Annotated in this window: 19 protein-coding genes and 2 riboswitches; of the genes, 2 read left to right on the forward strand and 17 right to left on the reverse strand. The window is 43.1% G+C overall.

The window, feature by feature from the left end; genetic code table 11:
• Positions 1-72 precede the first annotated feature (72 nt).
• From purF to JJ692_RS17960, 15 genes are all read right to left on the reverse strand, one after another.
• Positions 73-1503 (reverse strand): amidophosphoribosyltransferase, encoded by a 1431-nt coding sequence (gene purF / locus JJ692_RS17890; protein ID WP_024424615.1) that lies wholly within the window; start codon positions 1501-1503, stop codon positions 73-75.
• Positions 1479-3710 (reverse strand): phosphoribosylformylglycinamidine synthase subunit PurL, encoded by a 2232-nt coding sequence (purL, locus tag JJ692_RS17895; RefSeq protein ID WP_044335226.1) that lies wholly within the window; start codon positions 3708-3710, stop codon positions 1479-1481. The genes purF and purL overlap by 25 nt, the downstream gene beginning before the upstream one ends.
• Positions 3694-4377 (reverse strand): phosphoribosylformylglycinamidine synthase subunit PurQ, encoded by a 684-nt coding sequence (gene purQ, locus JJ692_RS17900; RefSeq protein WP_024424510.1) that lies wholly within the window; start codon positions 4375-4377, stop codon positions 3694-3696. The genes purL and purQ overlap by 17 nt, the downstream gene beginning before the upstream one ends.
• Entirely contained in the window at positions 4374-4628 is a 255-nt protein-coding gene (purS, locus tag JJ692_RS17905; RefSeq protein WP_003214349.1) for a phosphoribosylformylglycinamidine synthase subunit PurS, read from the reverse strand. The genes purQ and purS overlap by 4 nt, the downstream gene beginning before the upstream one ends.
• Positions 4621-5343 (reverse strand): phosphoribosylaminoimidazolesuccinocarboxamide synthase, encoded by a 723-nt coding sequence (purC, locus tag JJ692_RS17910; protein WP_135032954.1) that lies wholly within the window; start codon positions 5341-5343, stop codon positions 4621-4623. The genes purS and purC overlap by 8 nt, the downstream gene beginning before the upstream one ends.
• Before the next feature lie 72 nt (positions 5344-5415).
• Positions 5416-6711, reverse strand: a complete 1296-nt coding sequence (gene purB / locus JJ692_RS17915) for an adenylosuccinate lyase (protein WP_206534041.1) — start codon at positions 6709-6711, stop codon at positions 5416-5418.
• Positions 6708-7850, reverse strand: coding sequence for a 5-(carboxyamino)imidazole ribonucleotide synthase (gene purK / locus JJ692_RS17920; RefSeq protein ID WP_034623019.1), 1143 nt, complete (start codon positions 7848-7850; stop codon positions 6708-6710). Before purK ends, purB begins: the two co-directional genes overlap by 4 nt.
• The gene (gene purE, locus JJ692_RS17925) at positions 7843-8331 is read right to left on the reverse strand and encodes a 5-(carboxyamino)imidazole ribonucleotide mutase (RefSeq protein ID WP_039183007.1); all 489 of its coding nucleotides are present in this window, start codon (positions 8329-8331) and stop codon (positions 7843-7845) included. Before purE ends, purK begins: the two co-directional genes overlap by 8 nt.
• A 169-nt stretch (positions 8332-8500) precedes the next feature.
• Positions 8501-8602, reverse strand: a riboswitch (purine riboswitch).
• Positions 8603-8681: 79 nt separating this feature from the next.
• Positions 8682-8882: an NETI motif-containing protein gene (locus tag JJ692_RS17930; RefSeq protein ID WP_012009137.1), complete on the reverse strand. Its 201-nt coding sequence runs from the start codon at positions 8880-8882 to the stop codon at positions 8682-8684.
• On the reverse strand, positions 8879-9433 hold the full coding sequence (locus JJ692_RS17935; protein ID WP_024424505.1) for a DUF2179 domain-containing protein: 555 nt from the start codon (positions 9431-9433) through the stop codon (positions 8879-8881). Before JJ692_RS17935 ends, JJ692_RS17930 begins: the two co-directional genes overlap by 4 nt.
• A gap of 204 nt (positions 9434-9637) precedes the next feature.
• Entirely contained in the window at positions 9638-10429 is a 792-nt protein-coding gene (locus JJ692_RS17940) for a hypothetical protein (RefSeq protein WP_172881459.1), read from the reverse strand.
• Positions 10430-10651: 222 nt separating this feature from the next.
• Complete coding sequence (locus JJ692_RS17945; RefSeq protein ID WP_024424503.1) at positions 10652-10831, reverse strand: YezD family protein; 180 nt, start codon at positions 10829-10831, stop codon at positions 10652-10654.
• An 11-nt stretch (positions 10832-10842) separates the two neighbouring features.
• Complete coding sequence (locus JJ692_RS17950) at positions 10843-11004, reverse strand: hypothetical protein (RefSeq protein WP_162860200.1); 162 nt, start codon at positions 11002-11004, stop codon at positions 10843-10845.
• Positions 11005-11212: 208 nt separating this feature from the next.
• Positions 11213-12538, reverse strand: a complete 1326-nt coding sequence (locus JJ692_RS17955) for an NCS2 family permease (protein WP_048240016.1) — start codon at positions 12536-12538, stop codon at positions 11213-11215.
• A 144-nt stretch (positions 12539-12682) separates the two neighbouring features.
• Positions 12683-12784, reverse strand: a riboswitch (purine riboswitch).
• 115 nt (positions 12785-12899) lie between these two features.
• Complete coding sequence (locus JJ692_RS17960) at positions 12900-13796, reverse strand: LysR family transcriptional regulator (RefSeq protein WP_151863242.1); 897 nt, start codon at positions 13794-13796, stop codon at positions 12900-12902.
• A gap of 100 nt (positions 13797-13896) precedes the next feature.
• Between JJ692_RS17960 and JJ692_RS17965 the strand changes: the two genes are divergently transcribed.
• On the forward strand, positions 13897-15084 hold the full coding sequence (locus JJ692_RS17965; RefSeq protein WP_025092617.1) for an MFS transporter: 1188 nt from the start codon (positions 13897-13899) through the stop codon (positions 15082-15084).
• 18 nt (positions 15085-15102) lie between these two features.
• Here JJ692_RS17965 and JJ692_RS17970 read toward each other — a convergent pair whose 3' ends face one another.
• On the reverse strand, positions 15103-16548 hold the full coding sequence (locus JJ692_RS17970; protein ID WP_206534042.1) for a DUF4179 domain-containing protein: 1446 nt from the start codon (positions 16546-16548) through the stop codon (positions 15103-15105).
• Positions 16517-17062 carry a sigma-70 family RNA polymerase sigma factor gene (locus JJ692_RS17975; RefSeq protein WP_056767506.1) on the reverse strand — a complete coding sequence of 182 codons (546 nt, stop codon included), beginning with the start codon at positions 17060-17062 and terminating at the stop codon, positions 16517-16519. The genes JJ692_RS17970 and JJ692_RS17975 overlap by 32 nt, the downstream gene beginning before the upstream one ends.
• Positions 17063-17241: 179 nt before the next feature.
• Here JJ692_RS17975 and JJ692_RS19040 point away from each other — a divergent pair, with 179 nt between their 5' ends.
• Positions 17242-17415, forward strand: coding sequence for a hypothetical protein (locus JJ692_RS19040; RefSeq protein WP_041116052.1), 174 nt, complete (start codon positions 17242-17244; stop codon positions 17413-17415).
• Positions 17416-17419: the final 4 nt, after the last annotated feature.

The raw sequence follows: 17419 nt of genomic DNA on the forward strand, positions 1-17419 counted from the left end.
CTCTTCCATTTATTTTCAGCAGAATGAAAGAGCAGCATATCAAATCATCTTGACTGCTGCTCCTTTATTCGATTATTTCGTCAGTGCTGTTTCCTTCACATGCGGAAGAACAGTATCTTCATAAATTTCAGTCGGGTATTTCCCAGTAAAGCATGCTAAACATTGACCGCGCTGCGGATCATCATACTTCCTGCCAATCCCGTCCATTAAACCGTCTACAGATAAAAATGCAATGGAGTCTGCACCGATTTCCTGTCTAATTTCTTCCACTGAATGAGAAGAAGCAATCAGCTCTTCATGTGTGGACGTATCAATTCCATAAAAACAAGGATGTGCGATGGGCGGTGAACTAATGCGTACATGGACTTCCGTCGCACCCGCTTCTCTTAGCATCGTCACAATGCGGCGGCTCGTAGTTCCGCGTACGATGGAATCATCCACCATCACGACACGTTTTCCTTCGACGACCCCGCGCACAGCTGACAGCTTCATGCGCACGCCCTGCTCACGCAATGCTTGAGACGGCTGGATAAAGGTCCGTCCGACATAACGGTTTTTAATTAAACCGAGCTCATATGGAATACCTGTTGCTTCGGCATATCCAATCGCTGCAGAAATACTCGAATCTGGTACACCTGTCACGACATCTGCTTCGACATGCGCTTCCTCGGCAAGCTTTTTGCCAAGATTCTTTCTCGCACTATGCACGTTGATGCCGTTGATATTGCTGTCAGGTCTTGAGAAATAAATGTATTCCATGCTGCACATGCTGCGGTTAATGTTCATGGAGAAGCGTTCAGATTTCAGGCCTTCATCATTAATGATCAGCATTTCTCCAGGCTCAACATCTCGTAAATACGTGGCACCGACAACATCAAATGCACATGTTTCAGAAGCAACAACATATGCGTCCCCAAGCATACCAAGTGAAAGCGGACGTAAGCCGTTCGGATCAAGAGCCACAATCATTTCTGTTTCCGTCATAATTAAGAAAGCATATGCGCCTTTAAGCATGGACAGGGCATTTTTGATCTGCTCTTTCAATTCAACATAGCCGCTGCGCTTAATTAAATGAGCAAGCACTTCAGTGTCAGAAGATGTTTGGAATATACTCCCTTGGTTCTCTAGCTGCTGCTTTAATTGCGTTGCATTCACTAAGTTCCCATTATGAGCAAGGGCAAGACTGCCGTTGTTTTGCGAGCGGAAGAAGAGGGGCTGCACATTTTCAAAGCCGCCTCCGCCTGCTGTCGCATACCGAACGTGTCCGATCGCACCTTTTCCTTTCAAATCCTTTAGCTCACCGTTTTGAAAGACTTCCGTAATCAGTCCAAGGCCTTTATGTGCCGTCAGGTTTTCACCATCTGTTGCAATGATTCCCGCACCCTCTTGTCCTCGGTGCTGAAGGCTATGCAATCCGTAATATGTGATTTGCGGGGCTTCTTCGTGTCCCCAAACCCCAAAGACGCCACACTCTTCGTTTAAGCCTCTGATTTCAGCAAGCATGGGATCGCTCCTTTCCATGCGCGTTCAAGCTCGTTGACCGCTGCATGAATCCATTGTTGTCCTTCTTGATTTTTGACAGTGAATACCCCATCATTTGTGACCGTTCCAACTTCTTTCGCATCTTTGACAGCCGCAGCAAACGCTTCGCGGTGCTCTGGTTTCACTGTGACGACAAAACGTGACTGTGTTTCACTGAATAATGAAGCTTCGCTGTTTAGATCAATTTGGATATGAGCGCCAAGACCGTCTGTTCCAAATGTACTTTCAGCAAGTGCAACACCAAGACCGCCTTCAGACACATCGTGAGCTGATTGAACAAGTCCGTTTTGAATCGCAGCAAGAAGGGCTTCCTGACGAGTGAGCTCTACATCCAAATCAATTTCTGGTGCTTTTCCGTAAATACGGCCTTCTGTCATCTTTTGAAGCTCACTGCCTGCGAATTCTTCCTTCGTCTCACCAATGACGAAAATCACATCGCCAGCCTGCTGGAACGACTGCGTCGTAATATGAGCTGTATCTTCCACCAAACCAACCATCCCAATGACTGGTGTTGGGTAAATCGCTGTTCCATTTGATTCGTTATATAAAGAGACGTTACCACCGATAACCGGTGTGCTTAGCTTGCGGCACGCTTCGCTAATACCGTCAGCAGATTTTTCAATTTGCCAGAAAATTTCTGGTTTTTCTGGGTTACCGAAGTTCAGGTTATCTGTTACTGCAAGCGGACGAGCGCCTGAGCACACAATGTTACGTGCTGCTTCTGCGACTGCGATTTTCCCGCCGACCTCTGGATCAAGGTACAGATAACGTGCGTTGCAATCGGTTGTCATCGCAAGGGCTTTTTTCGTTCCGCGGATTCTTAAAACGCCCGCATCAGAGCCTGGTGCAACGACTGTATTTGTCCGAACCATGTAGTCATATTGGTCATAAACCCATTCTTTACTTGCAATTGTCGGCTGCTGGAGAAGCTGCTTTAACGTGTCAGCTGCATCTGTGATAGCAGGTGCTTCAACTTTTGTTTCTAAAAACTCACGATAGTATGCAGGCTCACTTGACGGCTTGTGATAAACCGGCGCTTCTTCTGCAAGGGCATCAACAGGAAGCTCACATACTACTTCACCTTGATGAAGTAAACGAAGCATTTTATCGTCTGTCACATGACCGACTGATACCGCTTCAAGATCGTATTTTTCAAAAATATCAATGATTTCTTGTTCACGGCCTTTTTCAATGACCAGAAGCATTCTCTCTTGAGATTCAGACAGCATCATTTCGTATGCTGACATGCCTGTTTCACGCTGCGGGATAAGGTCTAGATTCATCTCGATACCAGAACCTGCTTTACTCGCCATTTCCGCACTTGAGCTTGTTAAGCCAGCCGCTCCCATATCCTGAATTCCAACGAGTGCATCGTTTTTGATGACTTCAAGGCACGCTTCAAGCAGCAGTTTTTCCATGAATGGATCACCGACTTGAACTGCTGAGCGTTTTTCTTCTGATTCATCAGAAAATTCCTCAGATGCAAATGTTGCACCGTGAATTCCGTCACGTCCCGTTTTGGCACCAACGTACATGACCGTGTTGCCGACACCTTTTGCCTGCCCTTTTTTGATGTCTTCATGGTTGATTAATCCAACACACATTGCATTTACGAGCGGGTTGCCTTCATAGCTTTGATCGAAATGAACCTCTCCGCCGACTGTTGGAATTCCGATACAGTTTCCATAGCCTGCGATCCCTGCCACTACTTCTTCAAACAAGTACTTCACGCGCGGTGAAGTCAGTTCACCAAAACGAAGAGAGTTTAATACAGCAATTGGACGCGCACCCATGGAGAATACATCACGGATAATTCCGCCGACACCTGTCGCCGCTCCTTGATACGGTTCAATCGCAGATGGATGGTTATGTGATTCGATTTTAAATACAACCGCTTGGTTGTCTCCAATATCAACGATTCCAGCGCCTTCCCCAGGACCTTGAAGGACGTGCTCTCCTTTTGTCGGGAATTTGCTTAAAACAGGCTTTGAGTTTTTATAACTGCAATGCTCTGACCACATGACAGAAAAAATACCCGTTTCTGTGTAGTTTGGCAGCCTGCCAATAATGGATTCGATTAAAGCGAATTCTTCATCACTCAATCCCATTTGCTGATACAATTTCTCTTCTTTAATTTGCTTGTGACTTGGTTCAAGCAGTAGTGACATGAGTGTCCCTCCAATTTTTCACGATAGATTGAAACAATTTAAGTCCGTCTGCGCTGCCTAGTAATGAATCAACCGCGCGCTCAGGGTGCGGCATCATGCCGAGTACATTGCCCTCTTCATTCGTTACACCTGCAATACGATTCACACTGCCGTTAATATCGTCTCCGTAAGTGAAAGCGATTTGGCCGCGTTCAATGAGCTTCGCTAAAGTGTCTTCGTCACAGTAGAAGTTGCCTTCACCGTGCGCTACAGGAATCGTAATGGATTCGCCTTTTTGATAACCGCTTGTAAATTGCGTTTCGTTGTTTTCTACAATGAGCTCAACTGGACGACAGATAAATTTCAAGTCTTTATTTCGTCTCATCGCACCCGGAAGAATGCCAAGCTCCTGAAGAATTTGGAACCCGTTACAAACACCAAGAACAGGTTTTCCTTCCTCAGCTGCTTTTTTCACCGCCGGCATGATGTTTGAGAAGCGGGCGATCGCACCACATCTTAAGTAATCCCCATAAGAGAAACCGCCTGGTACGAGTACACCGTCAAACCCGTCAAGACTCGTTTCGTCGTGCCATACATATTCAACTTGTTCACCTAGCTCATCTTGAATCGCATGGTACATATCGATATCACAGTTAGAGCCAGGCAAGACGATCACTGCAAACTTCACTGTGCGACAACCTCCTCCACCTCATAGCGGTAATCTTCAATCACCGTGTTGGCAAGTAATTTTTCGCACATTTCTTTGACGACTGTGTCTAAATCACGATCTGATTTTTCAATGACAAGCTCCATGTATTTCCCGATACGGACATCCTTTACTTCCTGATAAGACATGCTGTGCAAAGCGTGCTGCACGGCACTTCCTTGTGGATCAAGAACGCTCTCTTTTAAGCTGACAAAAATTTTCACTTTATACATGTTTATGGCCTCCAAGTCTTTTGAAAATTTCTTCGTATGCATTCGTTAAGCCGCCCAGGTTTCGTCTGAACACGTCTTTATCAAGCTTTTCGTTTGTATCTTTGTCCCAAAGCCTGCACGTATCAGGTGAAATCTCATCAGCTAGCAAAATACGATTCTCGTGATCTATTCCGAATTCAAGCTTGAAATCAATTAAATTCACATGACAGTCTGAGAAGATTTGTTTTAACTCTTCATTCACTTGTCTTGTGATTTGTTTCATTTCCTCGACCTGCTCTGGTGTCGCTGCATCTAAAATGCGGATATGATCTTCTGTAATGAGCGGATCGCCGAGCGCATCATCTTTGTAGTAAAACTCAATCAAAGGTGTGTCCAGTTTCGTTCCCTCTGGAATGCCGAGACGTTTTGACATACTGCCTGCCACCACATTACGTACAACCACTTCAAGCGGAACAATCTGCACCTTTTGAATGAGCTGCTCTGTTTCAGAAAGGCGTTTCACAAAGTGATTGTTGATCCCCTTATCATGCAGCATTTGAAAGATTAAGCTCGAAATTTCGTTGTTCAGTCTGCCTTTGCCTTCAATTTCGGCTTTCTTTTCTCCGTTAAATGCTGTAGCTGAGTCTTTATATTCGACATATAAAATATGCTCGTCATCGGTCTGATAGATTCTTTTCGCTTTGCCTTCGTAGAGAAGTTCTTGTTTCACAGTCATTCAGGTTGGCCTCCTAATTTGAATGTTGGCAATTTTCAGGATTGGGTGCCTGGCGAGCAGGCGGCCCATTTCTTACGCAAGACCTAGACGTTCGAAAATCATATCGACATTTTTCAAATGATAGTTGTAATCGAAGCAGTCAGCGATTTGTTCAGGTGTTAAGCGTGACGTGATTTTTTCTTCTGCTTCTACTAATGAACGGAACGGCACTTGTTTCTCCCACGCTTCCATTGCCTTTGGCTGAACTGTGTCATATGCCTCTTCACGTGCCATGCCTGTATCGATTAATGCAAGAAGAACGCGCTGTGAGTAAATTAAGCCAAGTGTGCGGTCCATGTTGCGTTTCATATTTTCAGGGAAAACCGTTAAGTTTTTCACGATGTTTGAGAAACGGTTGAGCATATAGTTCAGTGCAATCGTTGCATCTGGTAAAATGATGCGCTCAGCAGATGAATGAGAAATATCACGCTCATGCCAAAGCGGTACATTTTCATAAGCTGTCAGCATATATCCACGGATCACGCGGGCAATTCCCGTCATATTTTCAGAGCCGATTGGGTTACGCTTATGCGGCATCGCTGATGACCCTTTTTGTCCTTTGGCAAAGAACTCTTCTACTTCACGTGTTTCACTCTTTTGAAGACCACGAATTTCAACAGCAAATTTCTCAATGCTCGTTGCGACTAAAGCAAGAGTAGCCATGTAATCTGCATGGCGGTCACGCTGCAAGGTTTGGGTTGAAATTGGTGCAGCTTTGATGCCAAGCTTCTCACATACATATTGCTCAACAAACGGGTCGATGTTCGCATATGTGCCAACAGCTCCAGAGATTTTGCCATATTCAATTCCAGCTTTTGCTTGTTTAAAACGTTCTAGGTTACGCTTCATTTCTTCGTACCAAAGAGCAAGCTTCAGGCCAAATGTTGTCGGTTCAGCGTGTACACCGTGTGTACGGCCCATCATGACGGTATATTTGTGCTCTTTTGCTTTTTCTTTTAGTATGTCAACAAATCTCTCAATGTCCTTGAGCAGGATATCGTTCGCCTGTTTTAATAGATATGAAAGCGCCGTATCCACTACGTCTGTCGATGTTAATCCGTAATGAACCCACTTTCTTTCTTCTCCTAGAGATTCAGAGACAGCACGCGTAAAGGCAACCACGTCGTGGCGCGTGTCTAGTTCAATCTCTAAAATACGTCCAATATCAAAGCTTGCATTTTTGCGCATTGTCACAACGTCTTCTTTCGGAATGACGCCAAGCTCTGCCCAAGCTTCACAAGCGAGAATTTCTACTTCAAGCCATGCATTAAATTTGTTTTCCTCTGTCCAGATTGCTGACATTTCTGGTCGTGCGTAACGTTCGATCATTTCCCGTTTCCTCCATCTCTTTCAGTCCATATCTTTGTGATGTTTGTCATCCACTCATCATCGAGCTGTTTCATAAACGTCATATGCCCCATTTTGCGGCCGGCTTTTACTTCATGCTTTCCATATAGATAAAGCTTCGCTTCTTTGAGAAGCTCAGGATGCTCTTTTGGAATGTCCACTTCATCGCCTAATAAATTCACCATCATTCCCTCTGATAAAAGGGCTGTACCGCCAAGCGGCAAACCACATATAGCGCGGACGTGCTGTTCAAACTGACTTGTCTCACATAAATCGAGTGTATAATGACCAGAATTATGCGGGCGTGGTGCCAGTTCATTGACGAGCAGCTTTCCGTCATTTGTCAGGAACAGTTCTACAGCAAGAGTACCAACCAGCCCCAGCTTTTCAGCCAGTGTTGTTGCCAGTTCTTTCGCCTTCTCCTGAATGCGGTTCTCTACCCTTGCAGGCACAATGCTTTGGAACAAAATATTATGCTTATGAATGTTCTCAGCGACTGGGAATACTGCAATCTCTCCATGAACAGAACGAGTGACGATCACCGAGAGCTCCATTTGGAATGGAACCCAGCTTTCTAAAATACAAGTTCCATGTGTGAGCAGTGCAGCTGCTTCTTGAAGCTGTCCTTTTTCTTTGATGACGTACTGTCCTTTTCCGTCGTAGCCGCCTCTGCATGTTTTCAGCACAGCTGGCAATCCGAGCACGTCCACTGCGTCTTCCAGCTCTTTTTCATCATGAATGATGCGGTAAGGCGCTACTTCACAGCCTGCGTCTACAATCCCTTTTTTCTCGGTCTCACGATTTTGAGTTAAAAGAAGAAGGTCGCTTCCTTGTGGTAAATAGGCTTCTTCCTTCAGCTGATTGAGTGCATCATAATCAATATTTTCAAACTCATAAGTCACCACATCGCTGATGTCTGCCAGCTTTCGAATCGCTTCAAGGTCACTATATGCGGCTGTGATTTCTTTATCGGCAACCTGTCCGCAAGGAGATTGTGCGACTGGGTCTAGAACTGCTGCCCGGTACCCCATTTGCTTTGCGCTGACAGCCATATATCTGCCAAGCTGTCCGCCGCCAATGATCCCGATGGTTGCGTTTGGAAAAATGGTCTGCTTAGCCAAGCTGATCACTGCTTTCTAGTACAGTCTGTTTTGTCTGCTCTCTTCTTTCTTCAAGGCGAGCTGCGATCGTTTCATCAAATGCTGAAATCATTTGTGCGGCAAGAAGGCCCGCATTTGTTGCACCGGCTTTGCCAATTGCTACTGTAGCAACTGGTACACCGCCTGGCATTTGAACGATGGATAATAAGGAATCCAGCCCGTTTAGTGCCTTTGATTGTACAGGCACACCAATGACCGGCAGTGTCGTTTTTGCTGCGACCATCCCCGGTAAATGTGCTGCGCCTCCAGCACCGGCAATGATGACCTTTAGTCCTTTACCTCTTGCTTCAGTCGCATATTCAAACATCAAGTCAGGTGTCCGGTGTGCGGATACTACCTGTTTTTCATACGGAATGTTTAATTCCTCTAAGATGTCGCACGCATTTTTCATTGTTTCCCAATCAGATGTACTTCCCATGATGACACCTACAAGCGGCTTCATTTTGTCCCCACCTTTAAGCTGTTATTCGATTTTGTATCGTTTGACACGCTTCCCAAACCTAAGCAGCTTGTCAAACGCCGAACAAAAAGACCCGGTCTGTATTGCAATGTTAGGAAGCAACACAAACCGGGCCATGGTAAGCGCTGTTCGCTTTTGAAACGCCATGTCAGTTTTGTTCACTATCCTGCATAGTCCAGTCATTTACGGTAACTGGGTAGAAACTTATGGGCCATATTCCCAAGATTATATGAGGCTCGTGTTTTGATTTCATGTTTATCTTAACAACGGATGTTCATGATGTCAACGGATTTATCGAACAATCTATGAAGTCGTCGTTTTAATGTTCGGATTTAGACTATTTTTCCTTCAAATACGATTTTTTTCCCAATCGGAATGATCTGAATCGACCCATTTTCCTTCTTTTCTTGAAAAATCGGTTCCTCCATTCGACGGACAGGCGAGTAGCCTTCCGCTGCCATCTGGGACAACACTTGATCAATCGTCATGTTGTCTTCCACATAGAATTTTTTCTTCTTTGGTTTTGCGGTCATTCTTTAATTCTCCTTTTCTTCACAGCCTTCACCCAGAAGCCGCCGTGAATCGATTTGGGCTCATATGAAATGATAAACGCCTTTGAATCCAGCGTCTTAATCGTTTCATATAATTGCAGTTCATATTTTCTCGGTGTTAAAATTTGCAATGCTGTCCGGTCTCCTTCAAGACCGCCTGCTACCCAGCTGGTGACACCATATCCTTTTTCTCTCAATTGTCTTGGGAGATCGACATCCAATTCTTTTGTGATCACGTTAACAGTTGTGTAGCCAAGTGCCAGCTTCTCTTCAATTTTCATCCCGACAATGATCCCCATCCCATAACCTAGCGCATACGCAATGACATTTTGTATTTGATCTAAGTTATCTAAAACGATACTTAACCCAATGACATAAATGAGCATTTCGATCGTACCCGCAAAAGCAGCTGCGTACCGTCTGCCTTTCATCGTTAAAATTAAACGCATGGTGGAAAAAGAAACATAAACAATATTAATCACTAAAATGATTAAAACCATGGTGAACGCATTGGATAAAAGTTGTTGAAGCACGATTCGAACCCCCTGCACTAAAAAATCAAATAAAGCACCCCATATTCTACTAGAGAACATACCTTGATACAATCAAATTTACGCGATAAAAACACATATATCTTTCGACAACAAGGATGGTGTTTGTTACCAAGAGTTTACCCGTTTTTTTCTCATCTCAACATGAAAACCTCCTTTTTCAAAAAAGGAGGTTTTCAGTGTGTTTTATCCGAATCGAACAGGAACAAGTGATGGAATCAAATACTCCCCGACTATGCCCCAGAGCAGCGCAATGATAACAAGCTCAACCAATAAAAAGACCCAGCCTGCATACATCAAATCTCCACGTACGGCATCATGCTCCGACTGAATCGAGCGAAAGAGCACGACCGCAATCAACTGAAGACCGACAAACATCATCACGGATAATATGACGGTCACATATGGAATATTCAGCATGGCAAATACAAGCCAAAGGATGGATAAAACCAACACCGGCACAAGCGCAGCGCCAAACTTCATGATCACTTCTTTCAGTGATATGTTTCCTTTTAGCATGTACTTTCCGAGCAGCCAGACGGTAAGCATCATCAATGTCAACAAAATGAGTGTAAAGACCGCAATCCTCAAAAAGGCGTCACCAAAAGAATAATGAATGCCAAAGCCTAATAAACGGGTCTTTGACGCCTTTAATTGAACATAGTTGCCTAAAGCAAAAAACACGCTGAATAACACAATCGAGATCCAGGCGTACTTCATACGCAATGTTTCCGCTTGATTAATGGCCCGGCTCGGTGATTTTAACATCGCCAGTCCATATGAACCATAACGCTTAAACGCGCCTCCTACACCTTGCAGTATACGCTGTATAGCTGAGCGCTCATCATCCGCTGTTTTTGAGGTTCTTCCTCGTTTTGCAGCGCTGCGGCTGAGGCGGGATTGCCTTGTTTCTTGATCTATTGATGACTCTTCGTTTTTCTTTTCAGATGTCCCCTGATCTTGATCTTTCTCTAACATCTCATATCAACTCCTATCCAATCCTTACAGTGCTAAAAGAGCATGAACTGTTCGGATGACTCCTCTTAAAGTAGCGAAGTCTCTCTATTCAGTCAAGATTCCTTGACGTTCATACGAATAGACGGATAAAAGGCAGCAGAGGTTTTAAAATGGAGAGAAAATAAGACAAAACAAAAAAGCTGACGGCCTCCATCAGCTTTTTATCAATGTTGAAATTCATGGTTAACGATATTGACTCCGCTTTCCTTGCTGGACCCGGAGATTCTCCTGATGAGCGGGGAACCGAGTCTTCTTGGTCGTATCAACCTGTGTAATATGTCCATTATGAATGGTGATGACCACTGATCCATAGTCGATCCCTTTTAAGGCAGATAAAATATAATTCAGCTTTTGTTCATCCATCGCTCATCCCCCTATTTTTGTTTTCGCTCTTTTAAATAGAGAACCTCATTTTCCAGCTCATGAATTGTATAATGCATGAGCGCTTCCTGCCCTTCTTCATGCCCCCATAAAAGGAGCTTTTGAATCAGCACCTGCTTTTTTCGTTCAATCACCTGTCGAAGCCAGCGTGACAAAAGACATTTCCTCCCCTTTTGAATGTCTGCAAGAAAAAAAGGCACCCTGAAACCTTCTATTAAAAAAGGAAATCAAAGCGCCTTTGGTGATCCAATCAGCGAATTATGTCTTTTTATCATAAACACATAATTCCTATAAGTCAACTATGTTTTGATTTTTTTAACAAAAAAACAGCAGCTTCCATGAGCTGCTGTTTCAGATGTTCAATTAATGATTTAAGAAAGCAAAATATAGAATAAAGATGACAAACAATCCGTACATAATTGGGTGCACTTCTTTGGCTTTCCCTTTAAAGATCATCGTAATCGGGTAGAAAATAAAGCCAACCGCAATCCCTGTTGCAATACTGTAAGTCAGTGGCATCATAATCATCGTTAAGAAAGCTGGTACCGCAATTTCAAAACGATCCCATGCAATCTTCGCCAGCGGAGCAACCATCAGCGCACCGACAATGATTAAAGCAGGTGCTGTCACATTCGATGTAACGATGGATAAAAGTGGTGAGAAGAACATCGCAAGCAAGAAGAAAATGCCTGTGACGACAGCTGCAAAACCAGAACGCGCACCAGCAGCAACACCTGAGCTAGATTCAACATAAGATGTCGTTGTAGATGTACCAAGAATAGAACCTACAACAATAGAAGAAGAATCCGCCAGAAGCGCTCTTCCTGCACGAGGCAGCTCATTATTTTTCATTAAACCAGCCTGTGTTGCCACAGCCACAAGTGTACCAGCTGTATCAAAGAACCCAACGAATAAGAACGTTAAAATCACGACAAGCATTTGAATGGAGAAAATTTCTGGCAAGTGAATCAAGGCTTGACCAAAGGTTGGAGACAAGCTTGGAATACTTCCCACAATTTGAGATGGTACTGGTACAAGACCAAAAATCATCCCTGCAATAGCTGTCACAAGCATCCCAATGAAGACACCTGCATTCACTCGAAGTACCATTAAAATGACCGTCACAACGATACCAAATACCGTTAACAGAACCGGACCACTATGAATATTTCCAATCGAAACGAGCGTATTATCATTATTGGCGATAATGCCAGAGCCTTGAAGGCCGACAAACGTAATGAACAAACCAATACCGGCACCAACTGCCAGCTTCAGCTCAGCCGGAATGGCATTGATGATTTTTTCACGGAAACCTGTTAAAGAAAGGGCAACGAAAATCAATCCTGAAACAAATACACCTGAAAGTGCTGCTTCCCATTTAATGCCCATGCCAAGCACAACCGAAAAGGCGAAGAACGCATTCAGACCCATACCGGGTGCAATCGCAATCGGATACCTGGCGATCAATCCCATCAGGATACACCCTGCAGCAGAAGCTAACGCCGTTGCTGTAAAGACAGCGCCCTGATCAATTCGTAATTTATCTGGAAAATCCGGCACAGACACTAATGCAAGTGTGATCGGATTAACAAACAGAATGTAAGCCATCGACAAAAATGTGGTTAAACCACCGATGATTTCTCTGCGGTAATTCGTTCCTAACTCATCAAACTGAAAAAACTGTTTCAAGCCAACTGACTCCCTTCATGTCCTTTTGCTTTAGCCTGCCCCATTCACTAGTCAAATAAAAAACGCCCCAACAATTTTGGGACGCTTGACTACATATGTGAATTCAGACTGTGACATAAAACAAGAACAATGCATGATTTATATCAAACGAGTGTGAATTGACGTAGTCAAGCCATTTACGGTAGCTTGGTAGAAACTTGCGGGCCATATCCCCGCGATTATACGACTTCTATCTATTTGATTTCTGTGTCTATTGTACCAACTTCATTTTTAAAACACAATACGAAAAACGAACATTTTTCAAAGAAATGTCCGCTTCATTCGTCTTATTACACGAATTTGGAAATTCACATCTAGTTCTTTATACACCCTTCCCCAAATCCTTCTCTTTTGCAAAAACCGCTTCGGCTACATGGAAAAACTCTTTCACTGCCGGAGAAGCTTGAGAGAGCGACGGACAGGCAAGCGCAACCTCACGATGATGAGAGACATTCAGGTGACGAATATGCACAAGCTGCTGCGTTTTTAAAAACAACTCCGGACCAATCGTGACGCCAAGTCCTTCTCCGACCATACGGGCAATCGTCGTACAATCATGAACTTCAAATAAAACAGCTGGCTTCATTTGCGCCTCCGAAAAAATATCCTCTACATGTGATTGATACATGCCAGTCGGCATAATAAATGGTTCACCTGCCAAATCTGTTATATCTACAATGGGCTGCTGCTCATATCGATGATTTGGGTGATAGGCGACGACCATCTCATCTTTCATAAGCGGCAGTAAATCAAAGGCTTCATCCGCATGGCCTTTTACAACAAATCCAACATCAATGATGCCAGAATCCAGCCACTCCAATATTTCTTCATACGTTCCCTCATAAAATTTAAATTCGATTTTCGGATGTTTTTTCTGATAGCTCACAAGCAGTTTAGGCAGTAAACAAGCCGAGGCACTGGCAAATGTGCCGATACGAATCAAGCCTGTTTCAATATTTTTCGTTAACGCAATTTCTTGCTGAATTTTCTCCACTCTATTTAACACTTCTCTAATATGCGGGAGAAGCGTTTGACCAATGTCCGTCAGCATAATGCCCTTTTTTCGGTCGCGAATGAATAAAGACACACCCCACTCTGACTCTAAATTCGCCACTGCATGACTCACAGCTGACTGCGTCATATTTAATGCTTCAGCTGCTGCTGTAAAACTGCCAAGCTCCACAACTTTTGCGATAATATCAAAGCGAACAAAGCTCATGAGTATTTACTCATCTCCTTCATGAAAAACATCAATTTTACTTATGTTAGCACGGAATTTAAACTAAAGACAACGTATCAACATGAAGGAAGGGTTCAAAATGAAAAACACATCTCATCAGCTATTGATCATTCTTTTAGCTGTCGGTTCATTTGTCACAGGCACGTCAGAATTCGTTGTGTCAGGCATTCTAGATATCATTGCTGTTGATTTACACATCTCTATTCCTGCTGCCGGACAGCTCATCACCGTCTATTCTCTTTTTTATGCAGTGGGCGCTCTCTTTTTAGTCATGGCAACGTCGAAGCTGAACCGAAAAAAGGTTTTGTTATCAGCTATTTTTGTGTTTATTTTAGGCAATATGCTCGCCTTTTTCAGCCATCATTTTGTGCTGCTCCTGCTATCTCGTGTCATCATGGCCATGAGCGGCGGTTTATATATTGTCGTCGCCACGAATTATGCAGCGCAGATCGCCCCGCCAGAAAAAAAGGGAAGTGCAATGGCAACTGTCATCACTGGATTCACCGTTTCACTCGTACTTGGTGTGCCTATTGGGACATTTCTATCAGGTCATGTGGATTGGCACTATATTTTTCTCATCATTGCACTAGGTACTGCTTGTCTCTTCTTGCTTCTTTATCAATTGCTGCCACGCATAGAGGGACATTCACATCTGCCATTAAAGCAGCAATTACACATTCTTCAAGACCGCAGAGTGATCAGCGGCTTAGCCACGACGGTCTTTTGGATCTTAGGCTACACGATGGTCTTTGCTTATATCTCTCCTTTATTACGACAGACCGCCGGCTTTTCAATTGAAATGACAAGCATGGCCTTGCTCGTCTTAGGCATTTCTGCTTTTATTGGCTCACGCTTTGGCGGCTTCGCCGTTGATCAATGGGGACCAAACCGAACCATCTCGATCAGCATCATGATCCAGATGTTCGCTCTCTTTGCCTTATTCTTTACGCAATTCTCTACAATTAGCGTCTTGATCACACTCGCCATTTGGGGCATCGCCACATGGACAACAACCCCAGCAAAGCAATTTTATCTGATCTCCCTTAAACCCCAAGCATCAGAAACCGTGCTGAGCTTTAATACAGCGATTATGAACATCGGCATGATGCTCGGATCGTCCATGGGCGGCGTGATTATTCAGTATACAAATGTGACTAATTTAAGTTGGATTGGCGGGTTAGCTAGTTTTGTGGCGTTGATGTTGATTAGGTATTCGTTTAATCGTCATCGACTGGTGGAACAACAGACAAAAAGCGAACATGTATAACCATGTTCGCTCTCTTATTTATTGACTAGCGTTTGATGTTTCTTTTTTGACTGGAATGGTTACCTTTATCGCTTTCTGTGGTGCCAACATATTCAGTTTTGACAAATCAAGGTAAAGTCCATAATCTTTAAAAGAAAAATGGTTTAATGATAAAGTCTCTAACTCCTTATTATCAAATTCAAAGGTGGATTGCATCGAAGCTGACTTCAAATTGGTTACCTTCGCATTGTTCCCCTTCAAGTAATATCCGCTTTCATAGTCTGCTTGTGGATCGGGCCATGACTTCAGCTTTTTAACATCGCCTAATCCAATGAATTCACCGATATTCTTCATCACATCCTCATCTAATTCTTTCTGGTCTACTCCAGTAAATTGATAATCAACAATCACAGAACGTCCTTTTTGCTCTATTTTATTGATTTTGATCCCAATTCCATGATGCTTTGTTTTGAACTGAACAGGCAGCTTTGTCTTGAGAGGAATGATGTGGCTGTATTCTCGTTCGATATCCACAGATGTGTCAAATGTCAATTCGGTCGCCTTTGGATTGATCGGCTGATTCAAAATCGTCAAATGTTCTTTTCTATTTTTATCAGAAGCCAGTTGTTTTTTCCTTAAAACAGTTCCAATCTCAAGCTCATACTCATTTCCTAAATTATCTTTCATCCCATGTATACTAACTTTATCATCTTTGGCAAAACCATTGTAATCAATGGCATATTGAATAGCAGAGCCATTCACTCCATTTTCTACCTTTACATTTCTTATTTGATAACGTCCATTTAAAATAGACACGTCTTTTTGTCCCGCTAGTAAGGTGGTTTTTTGCTTGACCACAGGTAATTCAAAACGCCAATTCCCTACAATATCTCCAATTTTTGAAATGACGAGTGGCACTTGCTGACCTTGTTTGATCGTTTGTCCATTTGTATAGACTTCCGTCTGCCCAACATAGCGGCCATCTTTTAATTTTTTCAACTCTGTTTTATCATAATTAAGTTGGAAGTTTCCATCGATTTTTTCTGCATTCACTCTGAACGATACAGAATCTTCTTTTGTATGGAGATTCTCCACCGTGAACGTATAAACAAGCCGCCCGGCATCATAGTACACACTGTTTACTTTCACAGTCACCCCTCTTGATTCAGCCCCCTCATTGACATGCTTCACCAAATCACTCTGAAAAAGAGCCATTCCAACTTTATCGTGAAACATCATATAAAACTGCCCAATAATCGGTACACGTGCCATTGCTGTATTAAGAGAAGGAAAAAGGAAACCTGATGAAAAGTAAAGGACGATGAGAACAATGGCAGAGTATATTGGCGTTCTCCAGTTCCATTTAAACCAATGTCTTTTCTGTTCCGCTTTCACATCCCCAATAGCTTGGCGAATCGCAGAGGTCACTTCCACCGTTGGTACATCAATCTCATCATAAAGCTTTTTCATTTCTTGTCGTTCCATCGACACTCTCCTCCTTCTCCAATGTTTGCTTTAATAACTTTCTTGCTCGATACAAATGAGTTTTGACCGTTCCTTCAGGCACACCCATCTGTTCAGACATCATCGAAATCGAATAATCTTGAAAATAAAACAACTGAATGACCACCTGGTATTGCTCATCTAACACTTCAAGTGCATTTTTTAAATCGAGCTTGTCTTCCAAAAAATCATGACGCTCCACGCTTTCGTGTTGCTGTTCAAACGGAACAACATCTTGCTGTTTTTTCTTCATCGCAAAAATTGTATGAATCAAAATTCTCGTCAGCCAGCTAGAAAAATAAGCCGGTTCTTTCAAACCAGATAGATGCTTAAACGCTTTAAATACCGTCTCTTGAACAGCATCTAACGAATCCTCTTTATTTCTTGTGTAGAGAAAAGCCGTTTTATATAAACGCTCCTGATACATCAGCATTAATTTCTCAAATGCCGGGACATTCCCTTTTTGTGCTTTTTTAATTAGACGCACTTGCTTCATCTCATCCACACCTCCTACACCTGTTAGAGCAAGGTTTCTCTCAAACGGTTTCAACAAATGGAAATTTCTTTTCCTTAGCATATGTCGGACAAAAATAGAAAAAGTGAATAACGGGCCGCAAAGAACATGTCGAACATTTGATATAATGGAAGAAATATGTACAAAAAGGAGTAAGTCGATTGTTTCTATTTGAAGAACCCACGTGTGCTAGCTGTCAGAAAAAGATAGAAGGAAACGAAGAAGTGTACGTCAAGCTGGTCTATCCAAAGAGACGAGGAATGACAGAGGTAAAGGCTTGGCTCAGGAATGAAGGGGTTTTTTATTGTAAGACATGTTATGGAAAAGAAACATAAAAAC

It is taken from the genome of Bacillus sp. 3a (assembly GCF_017161885.1).
Taxonomy (GTDB): Bacteria; Bacillota; Bacilli; order Bacillales; family Bacillaceae; genus Bacillus; species Bacillus safensis.

Coding starts and splice junctions, on each gene's coding strand:
- JJ692_RS17975 (WP_056767506.1), bottom strand. CDS start 17,062: ATGAAGCAAGTGCGTCTAATTAAAAAAGCACAAAAAGGGAATGTCCCG.
- purC (WP_135032954.1), bottom strand. CDS start 5,343: ATGACTGTGAAACAAGAACTTCTCTACGAAGGCAAAGCGAAAAGAATC.
- purE (WP_039183007.1), bottom strand. CDS start 8,331: ATGAAGCCGCTTGTAGGTGTCATCATGGGAAGTACATCTGATTGGGAA.
- purL (WP_044335226.1), bottom strand. CDS start 3,710: ATGTCACTACTGCTTGAACCAAGTCACAAGCAAATTAAAGAAGAGAAA.
- JJ692_RS17940 (WP_172881459.1), bottom strand. CDS start 10,429: ATGTTAGAGAAAGATCAAGATCAGGGGACATCTGAAAAGAAAAACGAA.
- JJ692_RS17930 (WP_012009137.1), bottom strand. CDS start 8,882: ATGACCGCAAAACCAAAGAAGAAAAAATTCTATGTGGAAGACAACATG.
- purB (WP_206534041.1), bottom strand. CDS start 6,711: ATGATCGAACGTTACGCACGACCAGAAATGTCAGCAATCTGGACAGAG.
- JJ692_RS17960 (WP_151863242.1), bottom strand. CDS start 13,796: ATGAGCTTTGTTCGCTTTGATATTATCGCAAAAGTTGTGGAGCTTGGC.
- JJ692_RS17945 (WP_024424503.1), bottom strand. CDS start 10,831: ATGGATGAACAAAAGCTGAATTATATTTTATCTGCCTTAAAAGGGATC.
- purF (WP_024424615.1), bottom strand. CDS start 1,503: ATGCTTGCTGAAATCAGAGGCTTAAACGAAGAGTGTGGCGTCTTTGGG.
- purS (WP_003214349.1), bottom strand. CDS start 4,628: ATGTATAAAGTGAAAATTTTTGTCAGCTTAAAAGAGAGCGTTCTTGAT.
- JJ692_RS17970 (WP_206534042.1), bottom strand. CDS start 16,548: ATGGAACGACAAGAAATGAAAAAGCTTTATGATGAGATTGATGTACCA.
- JJ692_RS17965 (WP_025092617.1), top strand. CDS start 13,897: ATGAAAAACACATCTCATCAGCTATTGATCATTCTTTTAGCTGTCGGT.